Annotated in this window: 15 protein-coding genes and 1 pseudogene; 8 read left to right on the forward strand and 8 right to left on the reverse strand. The window is 71.6% G+C overall.

The features are described from left to right. Entirely contained in the window at window positions 1-690 is a 690-nt protein-coding gene (locus tag AAFF41_RS11510) for a L,D-transpeptidase family protein (protein WP_319745009.1), read from the forward strand. 202 nt (window positions 691-892) lie between these two features. Here AAFF41_RS11510 and AAFF41_RS11515 read toward each other — a convergent pair whose 3' ends face one another. Both AAFF41_RS11515 and AAFF41_RS11520 read right to left on the reverse strand, forming a co-directional pair. Continuing rightward, window positions 893-2,383 carry a HAMP domain-containing sensor histidine kinase gene (locus tag AAFF41_RS11515; RefSeq protein WP_319745007.1) on the reverse strand — a complete coding sequence of 497 codons (1,491 nt, stop codon included), beginning with the start codon at window positions 2,381-2,383 and terminating at the stop codon, window positions 893-895. Beyond that, window positions 2,380-3,132, reverse strand: a complete 753-nt coding sequence (locus AAFF41_RS11520; protein ID WP_319745005.1) for a response regulator transcription factor — start codon at window positions 3,130-3,132, stop codon at window positions 2,380-2,382. Before AAFF41_RS11520 ends, AAFF41_RS11515 begins: the two co-directional genes overlap by 4 nt. A 184-nt stretch (window positions 3,133-3,316) precedes the next feature. Between AAFF41_RS11520 and AAFF41_RS11525 the strand changes: the two are divergent. From AAFF41_RS11525 to AAFF41_RS11545, 5 genes and pseudogenes are all read left to right on the forward strand, one after another. Further along, window positions 3,317-4,686: pseudogene (locus tag AAFF41_RS11525) on the forward strand (ferredoxin reductase family protein). Continuing rightward, window positions 4,643-5,203: an FMN-binding protein gene (locus AAFF41_RS11530; protein WP_343323920.1), complete on the forward strand. Its 561-nt coding sequence runs from the start codon at window positions 4,643-4,645 to the stop codon at window positions 5,201-5,203. Before AAFF41_RS11525 ends, AAFF41_RS11530 begins: the two are co-directional and overlap by 44 nt. A gap of 82 nt (window positions 5,204-5,285) precedes the next feature. Next, window positions 5,286-6,665 (forward strand): ferredoxin reductase family protein, encoded by a 1,380-nt coding sequence (locus AAFF41_RS11535; protein WP_075027619.1) that lies wholly within the window; start codon window positions 5,286-5,288, stop codon window positions 6,663-6,665. Window positions 6,666-6,684: 19 nt separating this feature from the next. Continuing rightward, window positions 6,685-7,518, forward strand: a complete 834-nt coding sequence (locus AAFF41_RS11540) for an FMN-binding protein (RefSeq protein ID WP_319744998.1) — start codon at window positions 6,685-6,687, stop codon at window positions 7,516-7,518. A 43-nt stretch (window positions 7,519-7,561) separates the two neighbouring features. Continuing rightward, the gene (locus AAFF41_RS11545) at window positions 7,562-8,299 is read left to right on the forward strand and encodes an FAD:protein FMN transferase (RefSeq protein ID WP_319745301.1); all 738 of its coding nucleotides are present in this window, start codon (window positions 7,562-7,564) and stop codon (window positions 8,297-8,299) included. Between the two features lie 113 nt (window positions 8,300-8,412). Here AAFF41_RS11545 and AAFF41_RS11550 read toward each other — a convergent pair whose 3' ends face one another. From AAFF41_RS11550 to argC, 5 genes are read right to left on the reverse strand one after another with little or no spacing between them, the layout of a single operon-like run. Then, window positions 8,413-8,949 carry an arginine repressor gene (locus AAFF41_RS11550; protein WP_054230636.1) on the reverse strand — a complete coding sequence of 179 codons (537 nt, stop codon included), beginning with the start codon at window positions 8,947-8,949 and terminating at the stop codon, window positions 8,413-8,415. Window positions 8,950-8,959: 10 nt separating this feature from the next. Next, window positions 8,960-10,165 carry an acetylornithine transaminase gene (locus AAFF41_RS11555; protein WP_319744996.1) on the reverse strand — a complete coding sequence of 402 codons (1,206 nt, stop codon included), beginning with the start codon at window positions 10,163-10,165 and terminating at the stop codon, window positions 8,960-8,962. Next, window positions 10,162-11,082: an acetylglutamate kinase gene (argB, locus tag AAFF41_RS11560; RefSeq protein ID WP_054230638.1), complete on the reverse strand. Its 921-nt coding sequence runs from the start codon at window positions 11,080-11,082 to the stop codon at window positions 10,162-10,164. Before argB ends, AAFF41_RS11555 begins: the two co-directional genes overlap by 4 nt. Beyond that, on the reverse strand, window positions 11,079-12,230 hold the full coding sequence (gene argJ / locus AAFF41_RS11565; RefSeq protein ID WP_319744994.1) for a bifunctional glutamate N-acetyltransferase/amino-acid acetyltransferase ArgJ: 1,152 nt from the start codon (window positions 12,228-12,230) through the stop codon (window positions 11,079-11,081). Before argJ ends, argB begins: the two co-directional genes overlap by 4 nt. Further along, a complete protein-coding gene (argC, locus tag AAFF41_RS11570) occupies window positions 12,227-13,255 on the reverse strand; it encodes an N-acetyl-gamma-glutamyl-phosphate reductase (protein WP_343323921.1) in 1,029 nt (342 codons plus the stop codon). The genes argJ and argC overlap by 4 nt, the downstream gene beginning before the upstream one ends. A gap of 76 nt (window positions 13,256-13,331) precedes the next feature. On the opposite strand from argC, the gene AAFF41_RS11575 reads away from it, so the two are divergent. Continuing rightward, on the forward strand, window positions 13,332-14,075 hold the full coding sequence (locus tag AAFF41_RS11575) for a VOC family protein (RefSeq protein ID WP_319744990.1): 744 nt from the start codon (window positions 13,332-13,334) through the stop codon (window positions 14,073-14,075). Window positions 14,076-14,191: 116 nt separating this feature from the next. On the opposite strand, the gene AAFF41_RS11580 is transcribed toward AAFF41_RS11575, so the two are convergent. Next, complete coding sequence (locus AAFF41_RS11580; protein WP_343323922.1) at window positions 14,192-14,620, reverse strand: DUF5997 family protein; 429 nt, start codon at window positions 14,618-14,620, stop codon at window positions 14,192-14,194. 57 nt (window positions 14,621-14,677) lie between these two features. Between AAFF41_RS11580 and AAFF41_RS11585 the strand changes: the two genes are divergently transcribed. Continuing rightward, a complete protein-coding gene (locus AAFF41_RS11585; RefSeq protein ID WP_319744985.1) occupies window positions 14,678-15,475 on the forward strand; it encodes a LysR family substrate-binding domain-containing protein in 798 nt (265 codons plus the stop codon). Window positions 15,476-15,581 lie beyond the last annotated feature (106 nt).

Consider the following 15,581-nt stretch of genomic DNA (forward strand, 5'->3'; position numbering starts at 1 on the left):
ATGCGCCTCGCAGCCGCCGCCCTCGCGTCCGCGTCCCTGCTCGCCCTGATCCCGAGTGATCCGCCCGCCCTCCCCGAGCAGATGGCGGACACCGGTGGCGGCAGCCAGCTGATCACGGCTCAGGCGCCCCGCGAGGGCTCGACGTCGGGCACGCTCACCTGGTGGGACCGGCGGGACGGGCACTGGGTGAAGGCCGGTTCGGCGGCGGCGCGCTTCGGGGCGAAGGGGCTGGCGGAGGGGGGCTCACGCAAGCAGGGATCGAACACGACGCCCACGGGGCTGTACGACCTTCCGTTCGCCTTCGGGATCAAGGCGGCACCGGCCGGTACCGCGGTTCCCTATCGGCGGGTGCGGGAGGAGTCCTGGTGGTGCCAGGACAACGACTCCCGTTCCTACAACCGGTGGACCGAGCCGCGGCCGGCCGACTGCCGCGCGTCCGAGTCCGAGCATCTGATCGCGTACGAGACGCAGTACGCCTACGCGCTGGTCGTGGGGTTCAACTACGAGCGGCCCGTACGGGGGCGCGGGGCGGGAATCTTCCTGCACGTCGACGGGTCCGGGGCGACGGCTGGTTGTGTGTCGGTGTCGGAGGAGGCGATGCGGCGGGTTCTGGCGTGGGTCGATCCGGCGCGGGGGCCGCGTATCGCGATCGGGACGGTGAGTGGGGGGACTGCGCTCACCCGTTACTAGGTGCGGGTGCTTTGCGGCCGGGACCAGGTGCGGGTGCTTTGCGGCCGGGACCAGGTGCGGGTGCTTTGCGGCCGGGACCAGGTGCGGGTGCTTTGCGGCCGGGACCAGGTGCGGGTGCTTTGCGGCCGGGACCAGGTGCGGGTGCTTCGTGGCCGGGCGCGCCCACGCGGCGGGGCCGCATGGCGTCACAGCCCCGCGCCGCTTACAGGGCGCCCAGCCGGACGGTGAACGTCGTCGCCCCCGGACGGCTCTCCAGCTCGACCGTGCCGCCGTGCGCCTCCACCACGGCCGCCACGATGGACAGCCCGAGGCCCGCGCCACCGCCCGCTCCACCGGAGCGGCGGCGGTCGGCTCTGGTGAAGCGTTCGAAGACGCCGGGCTGGACGTCCTCCGGGACTCCCGGGCCGTCGTCGTGGACCGTCAGGACGGCCGTGTCGGCGTCGGTCTCCAGGGACACCGTGACCTTGGTGCCAACAGGCGTGTGCCAACGGGCGTTGGCCAACAGGTTGGCCAACACCTGTTGGAGACGGTGGGCGTCGCCCGTCACCGTGACCGGTTCCTCCGTGAGTTCCAGCGTCCAGCGGTGGTCGGGCCCCGCGGCGCGGGCGTCGGTGACCGAGTCGAGGACGAGGTGGGTGAGGTCGACGGGAAGGCGCTCCAACGGACGGCCCGCGTCGAGGCGGGCGAGCAGGAGCAGATCGTCGACCATCTCGCCCATCCGCGCCGACTCGGCGGCGATGCGCTCGAGGGCCCGGGTGACCTTGGGAGGCACCGGGTCCGGATGCAGCAGCGCCAGCTCGGCGTGGCCGCGGACCGAGGCGACCGGCGTGCGCAGCTCATGGCTGGCGTCGGCCGCGAAGCTGCGCAGCCGTTCCTCGCTCGCGTGCCGCTTGGTCAGGGCGTCCTCGACATGGCCGAGCATCCGGTTGAACGCGCCGGCGAGACGGCCCACCTCGCTGCGCGGGTCGGGCTCCGGCGCACGCGGCGGCAGCGCCACCTCACCGCTGGCGAGCGGCAGCTCGCTGACCCGGGTCGCGGTCGCGGCGACCCTGCTCAGTGGGCGCAGCGACCAGCGCACCCACAGGGCTCCGGCGACTCCGGCGGCCACGAGGGCCAGGCCGAAGACACAGCCGGCGACCAGTTCCAGGCGGTGCACGGCGGCCCGGACCGGTTCCATCGGCAGCCCGGCGACCAGGACGTCGCCGTCCAGTCCACGCGCCGCCAACACGCGGTAGTCGCCGAGCGCCGACAGGCAGACGGTGTGGGCACGGCCGTCGGCGGGGATGCCGGCCAGGGTCTGCCGGTCGGAGGTGGTCAGGGACACGTTCAAGTCGGTGATGTTCTGGCCGGAGGGCACGACGGCCGCGTTGGTGACGTCCCGGCCGACCAGCCGTGCGCCGAAGGTGCCGCTGCTCTGCCGCCGGGTGTCGCCGTTCTCGTCGCCGTCATGGTCCGGCGGTCTGACGGTGCCGTGCTCCAGGCTCGCGGGGAACCGCACCCCCACGTCATGCAGCTGCTGGTCGAGGCGGCCGGTGAGGAAGCCGTTCAGTTCGTACACGGCGGCCACCCCGACGGCGGCGCAGCTGACGGCGAGCAGCACCAGGAGCCCGGCGGTGAGGCGGGCCCGCATCGTGCGCGGGAGCAGCAGCCGGCGTACGCCCGCCCGCACCCGTGGCCACCAGTGCCGACTCATCGTCCGACCACCGGCTTGATCACGTACCCGGCGCCCCGCACCGTGTGGATCATGGGCTCACGGCCCGCGTCCACCTTTTTGCGGAGGTACGAGATGTACAGCTCCACGACATGGGCCTGACCGCCGAAGTCGTAGGACCAGACGCGGTCGAGGATCTGCGCCTTGCTGAGCACCCGGCGCGGGTTGCGCATCAGGAAGCGCAGCAGTTCGAACTCGGTCGGCGACAGTTCGACCAGCTCGCCGCCCCGGGTCACCTCGCGGGCCTCCTCGTCCATCACGAGGTCGCCGACGGTCAGACGCGGGCCCTCGTCCAGTTGCCGGGCCATGCCCGCGCGGCGCAGCAGGCCGCGCAGCCGGGCGACGACCTCCTCCAGGCTGAACGGCTTGGTCACGTAGTCGTCGCCGCCCGCCGTGATGCCCGCGATGCGGTCCTCCACGGCGTCCCGCGCAGTGAGAAAGAGCACACAGACCTCGGGGTGCACGGTGTGCAGGGTGCGCAGCACGGAGAAGCCGTCGGTGTCCGGGAGCATCACGTCGAGGATGACGGCGTCCGGCATCAGCTCGCGTGCCTGGGTGACGGCCGAGGCCCCGTCACCCGCGGTCCGTACCTCCCAGCCCTCGTAGCGCAGGGCGCCGGAGAGCACCTCGGCCAGGTCGGGATCGTCGTCGACGACGAGGACCCGTACGGGGGTGCCGTCGGGGCGGGTGAGCGCGGGCAGGCCGGTGCCGCGGGAACGGGGAGTGTTCATATCGTCTTCCAGGATCGCCCCTCGCCGGAGGTGGCGGCCCCCCTCCTGCCTCTGAGTTTCCTCTGAGTGGGTCGCGTGTGTCACTCTGCGTTTCCTGTGAATCCGTGACGAGGGCGCCCGCTCAGAGGTTGCTCAGAAGTTGCCGAAGCACAGTTTCCTCCCGGACAGCCGGAAGGACGGACATATGACCACGATGTACGAGCGGACAGCGGTCCCTCGCCCGTCACGCGGACGCGGACGACCCCGCCCCTCGCCCGCCGGGCCCCTGCTGGCCCTGCTGTGGGCCGGGGCCGGCGCGGTCGTCGCCCTGTGGTGGTACGACACGCGGTCGGTGGTGGGCCTCGCCGGGTGGCTGACGGACGCCGGGCGGATCGCCGGGCTGCTGTGCGGCTACAGCTGCGCGGTGCTCGTGGCGCTGATGGCCCGGGTGCCCCTGCTGGAGCGGCGGATCGGCTCCGACCGGGTGGCCCGCTGGCACGCCATGGCCGGCCGGTACACGGTCAGCCTGCTGGTGGCGCATGTCACGCTGATCCTGTTCGGGTACGCCGCGCAGGACGGGGCGGGCATCGTGCACGAGACGCTGAGCGTGGTGTTCGACTACCCGGACATGCTCAAGGCCACGACCGGCACGCTCATCCTCTTCGCGGTCGGGATCACCTCGGCGCGCGCGGCCCGCCGCCGGATCAGCCACGAGTTCTGGTACTACCTGCACCTGCTGACGTACGTGGCCGTGTTCCTCACCTTCTTCCACCAGCTCGCGCTGGGCTCGGACTTCGTCGGCGACACCGCCGCCCAGGCCGCCTGGTACGTGCTCTACCTGGGCACGGCAGCGCTGGTGGTGTGGTTCCGGCTGCTCGTCCCGGTGCGGCTCAACCTGCGCCACAAGCTGCGTGTGGAGTCCGTGTACCGCGAGGCGCCCGGCGTCTTCTCCATCGTCGTACGCGGGGAACGGCTGGACGAGCTGAACGCCCAGGCCGGGCAGTTCTTCCGCTGGCGCTTCCTCTCCGACGGGATGCGGTGGACCTCGACGCCGTACTCGCTGTCGGCCCCGCCGCGCCCCGACCTGATGCGGATCACCGTGAAGGCGCTCGGCGACCACAGTGCCGCCGTGGGGCTGCTGCGGCCCGGCACCCGGGTGTGGGCGGAGGGCCCCTACGGCGCGCTGACCGCCGAGCGGCACACCGGACGCAAGGCGCTGCTGATCGCCGGCGGCGTCGGCATCACACCGCTGCGCGCCCTGTTCGAGACGCTGCCCGGCGGGCCCGGCGACGTGACACTGCTCTACCGGGCGAGCACGGCCGAGGACCTCGCGCTCGGCGCCGAGCTGGAGGCGATAGCGCAGTGGCGCGGGGCGCGCGTCCTGTACGCGGTCAACGGCGCCGACGGCACGCGTCCGCGGTTCACCGCCGAGTCCCTGCGGGCCTCCGTGCCCGGTCTCGCCGGGCACGACGTCTATCTGTGCGGTCCCCCGCCATGGCGCGGGACCTGTACGGGGCGCTGCGCGCGGCCGGTGTCCCCGACCGCCGTATCCACCACGAGTCGTTCGAGCTGTGAGGTCACCGTGCACGCCCTGAAGAAGCACCGTCCGCTGCGCAGGGTGACGCTGGCGGCGGCCACCACCGTCACCGGTTTCGTCCTGCTGCTGTCGCTCAAGCCGCACACGCCGCCGTCCCTGGCGCAGGCGTCGTCCTCCCCCGGACAGTCGGCGTCACAGTCGCCGTCCCGGTCACCCGCGCCCGAAAGCTCTTCCGGAAGCTCATCGGGAGGCTCGTCCGGGAGCACGAAGAGCACCGGCACCAAGACCGTCACGGGTGACACGATCCAGACCCGCTGGGGCCCCGTCCAGGTGCGCGTCACCCTGAAGAACGGCAAGATCACCGATGTGACCGCGGTCTCCTATCCCACGGACAACCCACGGGATCAGGAGATCAACAGCTACGCGATTCCCCAGCTCAGGAGGGAGGCGCTGGCCGCGCAGAGCGCCCGGATCGACTCCGTCTCGGGGGCCTCGTACACCAGCGACGGATACAAGCAGTCCCTCCAATCGGCACTGGACTCGGCAGGCCTCTGAACGCACGGCCGTCTGGGCCCGTATCTCTGGGCCAGGGGGCCTCTCCCCTAGCCCCGTCCCCACGGACGACCACGGAGGAACCGTGTCCACGATCGCCGGTGGCCGCGCCGCGCGGCGCCAGACCTTGCGCCGTATTCGCCCACGACGCTCTCCCGCCGTCCCACTGCTGCTCGCCGTCGGGGCGGGCGCGGCCGGGGTCATCTGGCTCTGGTGGAGCAACACCCCGTCCATCGCCGACGACAACAGCAAGATCCTCAACGCGGGCCGGATCACCGGGCTGCTCGCGGGGTATCTGATGGCGCTGGTGGTGCTGCAGATGGCCCGGGTGCCCGCCCTGGAGCGCCGGGTGGGCTCGGACCGGGTGGCGCGCTGGCACGCCATGAGCGGCCGGTACACGATCTGTCTGGTGCTTGCGCACCTCGTGCTGATCATGTGGGGCTACGCGCTGCAGGCCGGCAAGAGCTTCGGCGACATCGTCCAGCAGACCATCGACTCGATCAACCAGCTGCCCGACATGGGCAAGGCGGCGATCGGCACCGGTCTGCTGTTCCTGATCGGCCTGCTCTCCATGGGCCCGGTGCGCCGCAGGATGGGCTACGACACCTGGTACCACATCCACCTGCTCACCTACGCCGCCGTCTTCCTGACGTTCTGGCACCAGCTGTCCACAGGCAACGAGTTCGCCGTCGAGCCGACCGCCAAGACGGTCTGGTACGGGCTGTACGGGTCGGTGACGGCCCTGGTGATCTGGTACCGCATCCTCTCGCCGATCCGGCTGAACCTGAAGCACCGGATGCGGGTCGAGGCCGTGATCGAGGAGACCCCCGGGATCGTCTCGGTGCTGATCAGCGGGCGCAAGCTGCACCGCATGGGCGCCGAGGCCGGGCAGTTCTTCCGCTGGCGCTTCCTGGCTCCGGGCATGCGGCTCAGCTCGCACCCGTACTCGCTGTCGGCGGCACCCCGCCCCAACATGCTGCGCATCACGGTGAAGGCGATCGGCGACCACAGCTCGGCGCTGCGCGACCTGCAGCCCGGCACCCGGGTCTGGGCCGAGGGCCCGTACGGGGCGCTCACTGCGGGCAAGCGCAGCCGCGGCAAGGTGCTGCTGGTGGCAGGCGGGGTCGGCATCACTCCGATGCGGGCGCTGTTCGAGACGCTGCCCGGCGCGGCGGGCGACCTGACGCTGCTCTACCGGGCCAACACCACCCAGGACCTGGCCCTGTGGGACGAGCTGGCGGCGATCGCCGAGGAACGCGGGGCCAGGCTGATGTACGCGGTGAACAGCCCCGAGGGCGAGCGTCCGGACATCTCTGCGGAGACGCTGAGCCGCAAGCTGCCGGACATCGACCGCCACGACGTCTTCATGTGCGGGCCGCCCGGCTTCGCGCAGCAGGTCTACGAAGCACTGCGCGGCGCGGGGGTCCCCGCCCGCCGCATCCATCACGAGTCGTTCGAGATGTGAGCGACGGGAGTCAGGAGCGATGAAGAAGAGCCACCCCTTGCGGCGTGTCGTGCTGGCCGGCGCCGCCACCGTGTCCGGAATCGTCCTGCTGCTGTCGCTGAAGCCCGCCTCCGATCCGGCGTCCGCGTCGGCACAGGGCGCCGCGCCCCAGCAGTCGGTGGCGGGTCAGGAGTCGCCCCAGGGCGGCAGCGCGCAGCAGTCGTCCACGGGGGCCCGGACGGTCACCGGCGACGTCGCGCAGACCCAGTACGGGCCCGTTCAGGTCCGTATCACCGTCAGCGGCGGAAAGATCACCAAGTCCGAGGTCGTCCAGATTCCCAGCGGCGGACGCAGCACCGAGGTCAGCAACGCCTCCGTGCCCAAGCTGAACCAGGAGGCCGTCGCCGCGGGCAGCGCGAACATCGACGCGGTGTCGGGTGCCAGCTACACGAGCGCCGGATACAAGAAGTCGCTGCAGTCGGCCCTCGACAAGGCCAAGGCGAGCGGCAGCGGTTCCTCGGGGGCCGCGGGGTCGACCGGGTCCGCGGGTGCGGGCTCCGCCGGTTCCGCCGGCTCCTCGTCCCAGGCGCCCGCCGCACAGGCCAAGACGGTCACCGGAAGCGTCGCCCAGACCCAGTACGGGGCGGTCCAGGTCCGTATCACCGTCAGCGGCGGAAAGATCACCAAGTCCGAGGCGGTGCAGGCGCCCAAGGGCGGCCTGAGCGACCAGAAGACCGCGATGGCCGTGCCCAAGCTCAACCAGGAGGCGGTCGCGGCCGGGAACGCGACGATCGACGCCGTCTCCGGTGCGACCTACACCAGTACCGGTTACAAGCAGTCCCTGCAGTCGGCCCTGGACAAGGCCGGTGGCTGACCCGGACCAGGAGCCGCCCGCCCTGCGGCACGCGGAAGAGGTCATGGGCACCGTCTTCTCCTTCGACGTGCGGGGCGGCGAACCCGAGGCCGTGCGGACCGCGTTGGAGGAGGCGGTCGCCCAACTCCACCGGGTGGACGAGGTGTTCAGCACCTATCGGGAGGACAGCCAGATCTCGCGCCTCGCGCGCGGGGAGCTGACGGTCGAGGAGTGCGACCCGGAGGTCGCCGAGGTGCTCGACCTGTGTGCCGAGGCGGAGCGGGTCAGCGACGGCTGGTTCAGCTCGACGTACGAGGGCCGGCTCGACCCGACGGGGATCGTGAAGGGCTGGTCGACCGAGCGCGTGGCCCGCCACCTCGCGGCGGCCGGCGCGACCGGAGTCAGCGTGAACGGTGGCGGCGACGTCCAGCTGCTCGGCGCGCCCGGCACGCACCGCCCGTGGCGGGTCGGTGTCTCGGACCCGCTGCGTCCCGGTTCACTCGCGGCCGTGGTCTCCGCGGCCGGAGTCGACGAACTGTCGGTGGCCACCTCCGGCACCGCCGAGCGCGGCGCGCACATCGTCGACCCCCGCACCGGCCGCTCCGCGGTCACCGACCTGGTCGCCGTGACCGTGGTGGGCCCCCGCCTGACCTGGGTGGACGCCTGGGCGACAGCGGCCTTCGCGATGGGCTCCCGAGAGGGCCTGACCTGGCTGGAGTCCCTCCCCGGCATCGAGGCCCTCCTGATCACGGCGGGAGACGAGGTGCGGTGCACGGGGGGCCTCGCACAGCGCCTGGGGTGAGTGCCCGTTTTCAGGGGCGCGGGCAACTGCGCGAGCAACCACACGCACACCGCACCCGAAAAAGACCACGGGGGCGCACCCCGACCCAGGGTGTGCCCCCACCGTCGTACAGCTCAATGATTGTTCTGAGCCAACCGCAACAGGTGATCGGCCAGCGCCTGACCGCCGGTGGGATTCCGGCTGATCAACAGCAATGTGTCGTCACCCGCGATCGTCCCGAGAATGTCCTGCAGCTCGGCCTGGTCGATGGCGGAGGCGAGAAACTGCGCCGCCCCCGGCGGGGTACGGAGAACCACGAGGTTCGCGGACGCCTCCGCGGAGATCAGCAGCTCCGACGAGAGCCGCCGCATCCGCTCCTCCTTCGCCGACTCCCCCAGCGGCGCGCGCGGGGTGCGGAAACCGCCCTCGCTCGGCACCGCGTAGATGAGGTCGCCGTCGTTGTTGCGGATCTTCACCGCGTTCAGCTCGTCCAGGTCCCGGGAGAGCGTCGCCTGCGTGACGCTCAGCCCGTCGTCGGCGAGGAGCTTCGCCAACTGGCTCTGGGATCGCACCGGTTGCCGGTTGAGGATGTCCACGATCCGGCGGTGGCGTGCGGTGCGGGTCTGCGGCACGGCAGGCCCGACGTGCTCGTGATCCTGCGCCTGGCTCATCGTCGTCGTCTCATTCTTTGGCTCGTCCGTCCCCGTTGGCTACAGCGTCGAGGACACCGGGAAGTGCCTGGAGGAACGCGTCCACCTCGTCGTCGCTCAGGTTCAGCGGGGGCATCAGCCGTACGACATCGGGGGCGGGCGCGTTGACCAGGAGACCGGCGTCCTGAGCCGCCTGCTGCGCCTGGGGCGCGAGCGGCTCGGTGAGCACGATACCCAGGAGCAGGCCCGCACCCCGGACATGGTCGATCAACGGGTTGCCGAGTGACTCGATTCCGCCCCGCAGTTTCTCGCTCGCGGCCTTCACGTTCTCCAGGAGCCCCTCGGACGCGATCGTGTCGAGGACGGCGAGTCCTGCGGCGCAGACGACCGGGTTGCCGCCGAAGGTCGAACCGTGGTGGCCCGGCTTCAGCAGCTCGGCGGCCCGGCCGAAGGCGACGGTCGCGCCGAGCGGCAGTCCGCCGCCGAGGCCCTTCGCGAGGGTGACGACGTCCGGCAGGACACCTTCGTGGTCCTGGTAGGCGAACCAGGGTCCGGTGCGGCCGATGCCGGTCTGCACCTCGTCGAGGACGAGGAGGCTGCCGGTGGCGGCGGTGATCGCGCGGGCGGCCTTGAGGTAGCCGGGCGGGGGTACGACCACGCCGTTCTCGCCTTGGATCGGCTCGATGATCACCAGGGCGGTGTCCTCGGTGACGGCCGCGGCCAGCGCCTGCGCGTCACCGTAGGGCACGTGTGTGACGTCACCGGGCAGCGGCAGGAACGGCTCCTGCTTCCCGGGCTGGCCGGTGAGCGCGAGGGCGCCCATGGTGCGGCCGTGGAACCCGCCGTGGGTGGCCACCATGTGGCCCCGGCCGGTGAGTCGGCCGATCTTGAAGGCGCCCTCGTTGGCCTCGGCGCCCGAGTTGCAGAAGTAGACCCGGCCCTCGCGCCCGAAGAGCTGGAGCAGCCGTTCGGCGAGCGCGACGGGCGGCTCGGCGACGAACAGGTTGGAGACATGGCCGAGGGAGGCGATCTGCCGGCTCACGGCCTCGACGATCGCCGGGTGGGCGTGGCCGAGCGCGTTGACGGCGATACCGCCGACGAAGTCGAGGTACTCCTTGCCGTCGGCGTCCCACAGTTTGGTGCCCTCACCACGGACGAGCGGCAGCCGCGGGGTGCCGTAGTTGTCCATGAGCGCGCCCTGCCACCGCTGGGTGAGCTCCGCGTTGGTCCCGGTCATTCGGCGTCCCCCTGCTCATCGGGCCGTGCGTCCGGCACGACCATCGTGCCGATCCCCTCGTCGGTGAAGATCTCCAGCAGGATCGAGTGCTGGACCCGGCCGTCGATGACGCGGGCGGTGGTGACGCCGTTGCGCACGGCGTGCAGGCAGCCCTCCATCTTCGGCACCATGCCGCTGGCCAGCTCCGGCAGCAGCTTCTCCAGTTCGGAGGCGGTCAGGCGGCTGATCACCTCGTCGCTGTCGGGCCAGTCCTCGTAGAGGCCCTCGACGTCCGTGAGGACCATGAGGGTTTCGGCGCCCAGTGCCGCAGCGAGAGCCGCAGCCGCCGTATCAGCATTGACGTTGTAGACATGTCCGTCGTCCTGGCTCCGGGCGATCGAGGAGACGACCGGGATCCGGCCGTCGGCGAGCAGTGCCTCGATCGCGCCCGTGTCGATCGCGGTGATCTCGCCCACCCGCCCGATGTCGACCAACTCCCCGTCGATCTCGGGCTGGTGCTTGGTGGCGGTGATGGTGTGCGCGTCCTCGCCGGTCATGCCGACGGCGAGCGGCCCGTGCTGGTTGAGCAGTCCGACCAGCTCGCGCTGCACCTGACCGGCCAGGACCATGCGTACGACGTCCATGGCGTCCTCGGTGGTGACGCGCAGGCCCGCCTTGAACTCGCTGACGATGCCGTGCCGGTCGAGGGCGGCGCTGATCTGCGGGCCGCCGCCGTGCACGACGACGGGCTTGAGTCCTGCCTGTCGCAGGAACACCACGTCCTGGGCGAAGGCGGCCTTCAGCTCCTCGTTCACCATGGCGTTTCCGCCGAACTTGATGACGACCGTCTTGCCGTTGTGGCGGGTCAGCCACGGCAGCGCCTCGATGAGGATCCGGGCCTTGGGCAGTGCGGTGTGTTTCCGCGTCACGTTGGTCATGAGGAGTAGGCGCTGTTCTCGTGGACGTAGTCCGCGGTGAGGTCGTTGGTCCAGATCGTGGCGGTCTCGGAGCCCGCGGCGAGGTCGGCGACGATGTGGACCTCGCGGTAGCGCATGTCGACGAGCTCGCGGTCCTCGCCGACGCCACCGTTCTTGCAGACCCAGACGCCGTTGATGGCGACGTTGAGCTGGTCGGGCTCGAAGGCGGCGCCGGTCGTGCCGATCGCGGACAGCACGCGTCCCCAGTTGGGGTCCTCGCCGTGGATCGCGCACTTGAGGAGGTTGTTGCGGGCGATGGAGCGGCCCACCTCGACGGCGTCGTCCTCGCTCGCGGCGTTCACGACCTCGATCTTGATGTCCTTGCCGGCGCCCTCGGCGTCCCGGATGAGCTGCTGCCCGAGATCGTCGCAGACCGCGCGTACGGCCTCGGCGAACTCCGCGTACTGCGGGGTGACCGCACTGGCTCCGGAGGCGAGCAGCAGCACGGTGTCGTTGGTCGACATGCAGCCGTCGGAGTCGACGCGGTCGAAGGTGGTGCGGGTGGCGGCGCGCAGCGCCCTGTCGAGGGTCTCGGAGTCGAGGTCCGCGTCCGTCGTCAGCACGACGAGCATGGTGGCGAGGCCGGGGGCGAGCATGCCCGCGCCCTTGGCCATGCCACCGACGCTCCAGCCGTCGCCCGAGTGCACCGACGTCTTGTGCACGGTGTCGGTGGTCTTGATGGCGATGGCGGCCTTCTCGCCGCCGTGCGCGGAGAGCTGGGCGGCGGCCGACTCGACCCCGGGCAGCAACTTGTCCATCGGCAGGAGTACGCCGATGAGCCCGGTCGACGCGACGGCGACCTCGCCGGCGTTGACGTCGAGGACCTCGGCGACCTTCTCGGCGGTCGCGTGCGTGTCCTGGAAGCCCTTGGGGCCCGTGCAGGCGTTGGCACCGCCGGAGTTGAGGATCACGGCGGAGACCTGACCGCCCTTGAGGACCTGCTCGGACCAGAGGACCGGCGCGGCCTTCACGCGGTTGGAGGTGAAGACGCCCGCGGCGGCGAGGCGGGGCCCGTTGTTGACCACGAGGGCCAGGTCCGGGTTGCCGTTCTCCTTGATGCCTGCTGCGATGCCGGAGGCGGTGAAGCCCTGGGCAGCGGTGACGCTCACGGTGCGACTCCGATCGTGGAAAGACCCGTTTCCTCGGGAAGCCCGAGGGCGATGTTCATGCTCTGCACGGCCCCGCCGGCCGTGCCCTTGGTCAGGTTGTCGATGGCGCTGATCGCGATGATGCGGTGCGTCGCTTCGTCGTACGCGACCTGGACCTGAACGGCGTTGGAACCGTAGACGGACGCGGTGGCGGGCCACTGCCCCTCGGGCAGCAGGTGGACGAAGGGTTCGTCGGCGAACGCCTTCTCGTACGCGGCGCGCAGGGACTCACCGGTGACCCCGTCACGCGCCTTCGCGCTGCACGTGGCGAGGATGCCCCGGGGCATCGGCGCGAGGGTGGGTGTGAAGGAGACGGCGACGGGCTCCCCCGCCGCCGCACCGAGGTTCTGGATCATCTCGGGGGTGTGCCGGTGGACGCCGCCGACTCCGTACGGGGACATGGAGCCCATGACCTCGCTGCCGAGCAGATGGGGCTTGGCCGCCTTGCCCGCGCCGGAGGTCCCGGACGCGGCGACGATCACGGCCTCGGGTTCGGCGAGTGCGGCCGCGTACGCCGGGAAGAGGGCGAGGGAGACGGCCGTCGGGTAGCAACCGGGCACCGCGATGCGCTTGGACCCCTCCAGCGCGGCGCGGGCGCCCGGCAGTTCGGGAAGGCCGTAGGGCCAGGTGCCGGCGTGCGCGGAGCCGTAGAACTTCTCCCAGTCCGCCGGGTCCTCGAGCCGGAAGTCGGCGCCCATGTCGACGACGAGGACGTCGGGGCCGAGCTGCTCGGCGACGGCGGCGGACTGCCCGTGGGGCAGCGCGAGGAAGACGACGTCGTGGCCGGCGAGGACGTCCGGGGTGGTCTCCTGGAGGACTCGGTCGGCCAGCGGCAGCAGGTGCGGCTGCAGTGCGCCGAGGCGCTGACCCGCGTTGGAGTTGCCGGTCAGGGCGCCGATCTCGACCTCGGGGTGCGCCAGGAGCAGACGCAGGGCTTCGCCGCCCGCGTACCCACTCGCTCCCGCCACTGCTGCGCGTACCACCATGGAACCCTCCTCCTAGATGGCATGACTATACGTTTCGCTGCACGTTTATGCAATCTGCCCGTATAGGATCGCCGTCATGGCACTGCGACCTGTTCAGGTGAACATAAAGGCTCTTGACGACTCGGCGGTCGGCCGGTTCTGGGCGGAGGCGCTCGGCTGGGGTGTGTCCAGCGAGGGGCCCGGCGTGACCAACGTCGAACCCGGCGGCGGCTTCGTCTGGCCGGACCCCGTCGCCGTCTGCATCGACGTCGTCACCGTCCCGGAACCCAGGACAACGACGAAGAACCGTGTGCACCTCGATCTCGCCACCACTTCCGCGACCCATCAGGCGGAGTTGGTCGCGCGCCTCCGGGCTCTCGGTGCGACGCCCGCCGACGTGGGCCAGGGCGACGTGCCGTGGACGGTCCTCGCCGACCCGGAGGGCAACGAGTTCTGCGTGCTGGAGCCCCGGGAGATCTACCGGGACACCGGGCCGATCGCCGCGGTGGTGGTCGACTGCGCGGATCCGCGGGCCATGGCCCGGTTCTGGGGTGAGGCGACGGACTGGACCCTGCACGAGGTGACCGACGATCACGCGGTGTTGCGCTCCGCCAAGGGGGTCGGCCCCTATCTCGAGTTCCTCCGCAAGCCCGGCGTGAAGACCGTGCCGGACCGCGTCCATCTCGACCTGCTGCCCTACCCCGGTGACGACAAAGCAGCGGAGGTGGCCCGGCTGCGGGGCCTCGGCGCCACCGACCTCGACCTCGGCCAGGGCGACGTCCCGTGGACGTGCCTGGCCGACCCGGAGGGACACGAGTTCTGCGTCCTCGGCCGGTCCTGACGCGCAGCCGCGACGGCACGGTCGGCGCGGCCACCGCGACCGCAGGGCGCCGACGGCGGACGCGCGTGGGGTGGGGTCAGGGGCGGGAGGGCCGGGTCAGGGGCGCGAGGTACAGGTCAGGGGCGGGAGGTGCGGGGCTGGGCGGCGCGCTCCGTGCTCCGCTCGGCGTGCTGCTCCGCGCGCTTCTCCTTGATGCGGACCTCTTCCTTGCGGACCTCGGCCCGGGTGGCGCGCTCCCGGCGCAGCCATCCCGGGTCCTCCTGCTTCAGGGCGTCGATCTGCTCCGTGGTGAGGGCCTCGGTGACCCCACCGCGGGCGAGCCCGGCGATGGAGATGCCGAGCCGCGCGGCGACCACGGGCCGGGGGTGCGGGCCGTTGCGCCACAGCTCCTGGAGCCACGCGGGCGGATCGGCCTGCAGGGCGGTCAGCTCGGCGCGCGAGACGACGCCCTCCTGGAACTCGGCGGGGGTGGCCTCGAGGTACACACCCAGCTTCTTCGCCGCGGTGGCGGGCTTCATGGTCTGGGTGGTCTGGTGCGACGTCATGCGTCAAGGGTATCGAGCGTGTGCGCGACCTCCGACCACGACCGATAGCCTGGCGAGGTGACAGGCTCGGAAGTACCCCCTTCGTTCCGGCTCGCCTATGTCCCGGGAGTGACGCCCACGAAGTGGGTGCGGATCTGGAACGAGCGGCTGCCCGACATCCCCCTCACCCTCGTCGCCGTCTCCACCGACGAGGCGTTCGACGTGCTGCGGGGCCGCGGCGCCGACGCCGGATTCGTGCGGCTGCCGGTCGACCGGGAGGACCTCAGCGCGATCCCCCTCTACACCGAGACGACGGTGGTCGTGGTCCCCAAGGACCACATCGTGGCGGCGGTCGACGAGGTGACCTCCGAGGATCTGGCCGACGAGATCGTGCTGCACCCCCTCGACGACACGCTCGGCTGGGAGCGTCCGCCGGGGCAGCCCGCGTTCGAGCGCCCCGCCACCACGGCGGACGCCGTCGAACTCGTGGCGGCGGGCATCGGGCTCCTCGTCGTCCCCCAGTCCCTCGCCCGCCTGCACCACCGCAAGGACCTCACCTACCGGCCGGTCACGGACGCCCCGGAATCACGCGTCGCGCTGTCCTGGCCACAGGACGCGACCACCGATCTGGTCGAGGACTTCATCGGGATCGTCCGCGGCCGGACCGTCAACAGCTCACGGGGACGCGCCCAGGCCCCGGCGGCGCCCGCGGCCAAGACGAAGGCCAAGCGTCCCGAGACGGGCGGCGGCGCACGGCGCAAGCCCGCCGCGGGCAAGTCGTCCGGCAAGTCGACGACCGGCCGGAACCCCCGCGGCGGCGGTTCCGGAGGCGCCAAGGGCGGCGCCAAGCGGGGCAAGCCCCGCGGTCGTTCCTGACCTGGGCCGAAACGCCGTCGGCCCCTCGCCAGGATGGCCCGGCAGATGAAGACCGGAAGGGCCCGGCAGATGAAGCTTGACCTGGAGCACACTCCAGGTTCTACGG

This window comes from Streptomyces mirabilis (genome assembly GCF_039503195.1).
Classification (GTDB): domain Bacteria; phylum Actinomycetota; class Actinomycetes; order Streptomycetales; family Streptomycetaceae; genus Streptomyces; species Streptomyces mirabilis_D.

What these genes read in the sequence shown, in the direction of transcription:
- AAFF41_RS11510 (WP_319745009.1), top strand. Translation starts at nt 1, where the DNA reads ATGCGCCTCGCAGCCGCCGCCCTCGCGTCCGCGTCCCTGCTCGCCCTG.
- AAFF41_RS11515 (WP_319745007.1), bottom strand. Translation starts at nt 2,383, where the DNA reads ATGAGTCGGCACTGGTGGCCACGGGTGCGGGCGGGCGTACGCCGGCTG.
- AAFF41_RS11520 (WP_319745005.1), bottom strand. Translation starts at nt 3,132, where the DNA reads ATGAACACTCCCCGTTCCCGCGGCACCGGCCTGCCCGCGCTCACCCGC.
- AAFF41_RS11540 (WP_319744998.1), top strand. Translation starts at nt 6,685, where the DNA reads ATGAAGAAGAGCCACCCCTTGCGGCGTGTCGTGCTGGCCGGCGCCGCC.
- AAFF41_RS11545 (WP_319745301.1), top strand. Translation starts at nt 7,562, where the DNA reads ATGGGCACCGTCTTCTCCTTCGACGTGCGGGGCGGCGAACCCGAGGCC.
- AAFF41_RS11550 (WP_054230636.1), bottom strand. Translation starts at nt 8,949, where the DNA reads ATGAGCCAGGCGCAGGATCACGAGCACGTCGGGCCTGCCGTGCCGCAG.
- AAFF41_RS11555 (WP_319744996.1), bottom strand. Translation starts at nt 10,165, where the DNA reads ATGACCGGGACCAACGCGGAGCTCACCCAGCGGTGGCAGGGCGCGCTC.
- argB (WP_054230638.1), bottom strand. Translation starts at nt 11,082, where the DNA reads ATGACCAACGTGACGCGGAAACACACCGCACTGCCCAAGGCCCGGATC.
- argC (WP_343323921.1), bottom strand. Translation starts at nt 13,255, where the DNA reads ATGGTGGTACGCGCAGCAGTGGCGGGAGCGAGTGGGTACGCGGGCGGC.
- AAFF41_RS11575 (WP_319744990.1), top strand. Translation starts at nt 13,332, where the DNA reads ATGGCACTGCGACCTGTTCAGGTGAACATAAAGGCTCTTGACGACTCG.
- AAFF41_RS11580 (WP_343323922.1), bottom strand. Translation starts at nt 14,620, where the DNA reads ATGACGTCGCACCAGACCACCCAGACCATGAAGCCCGCCACCGCGGCG.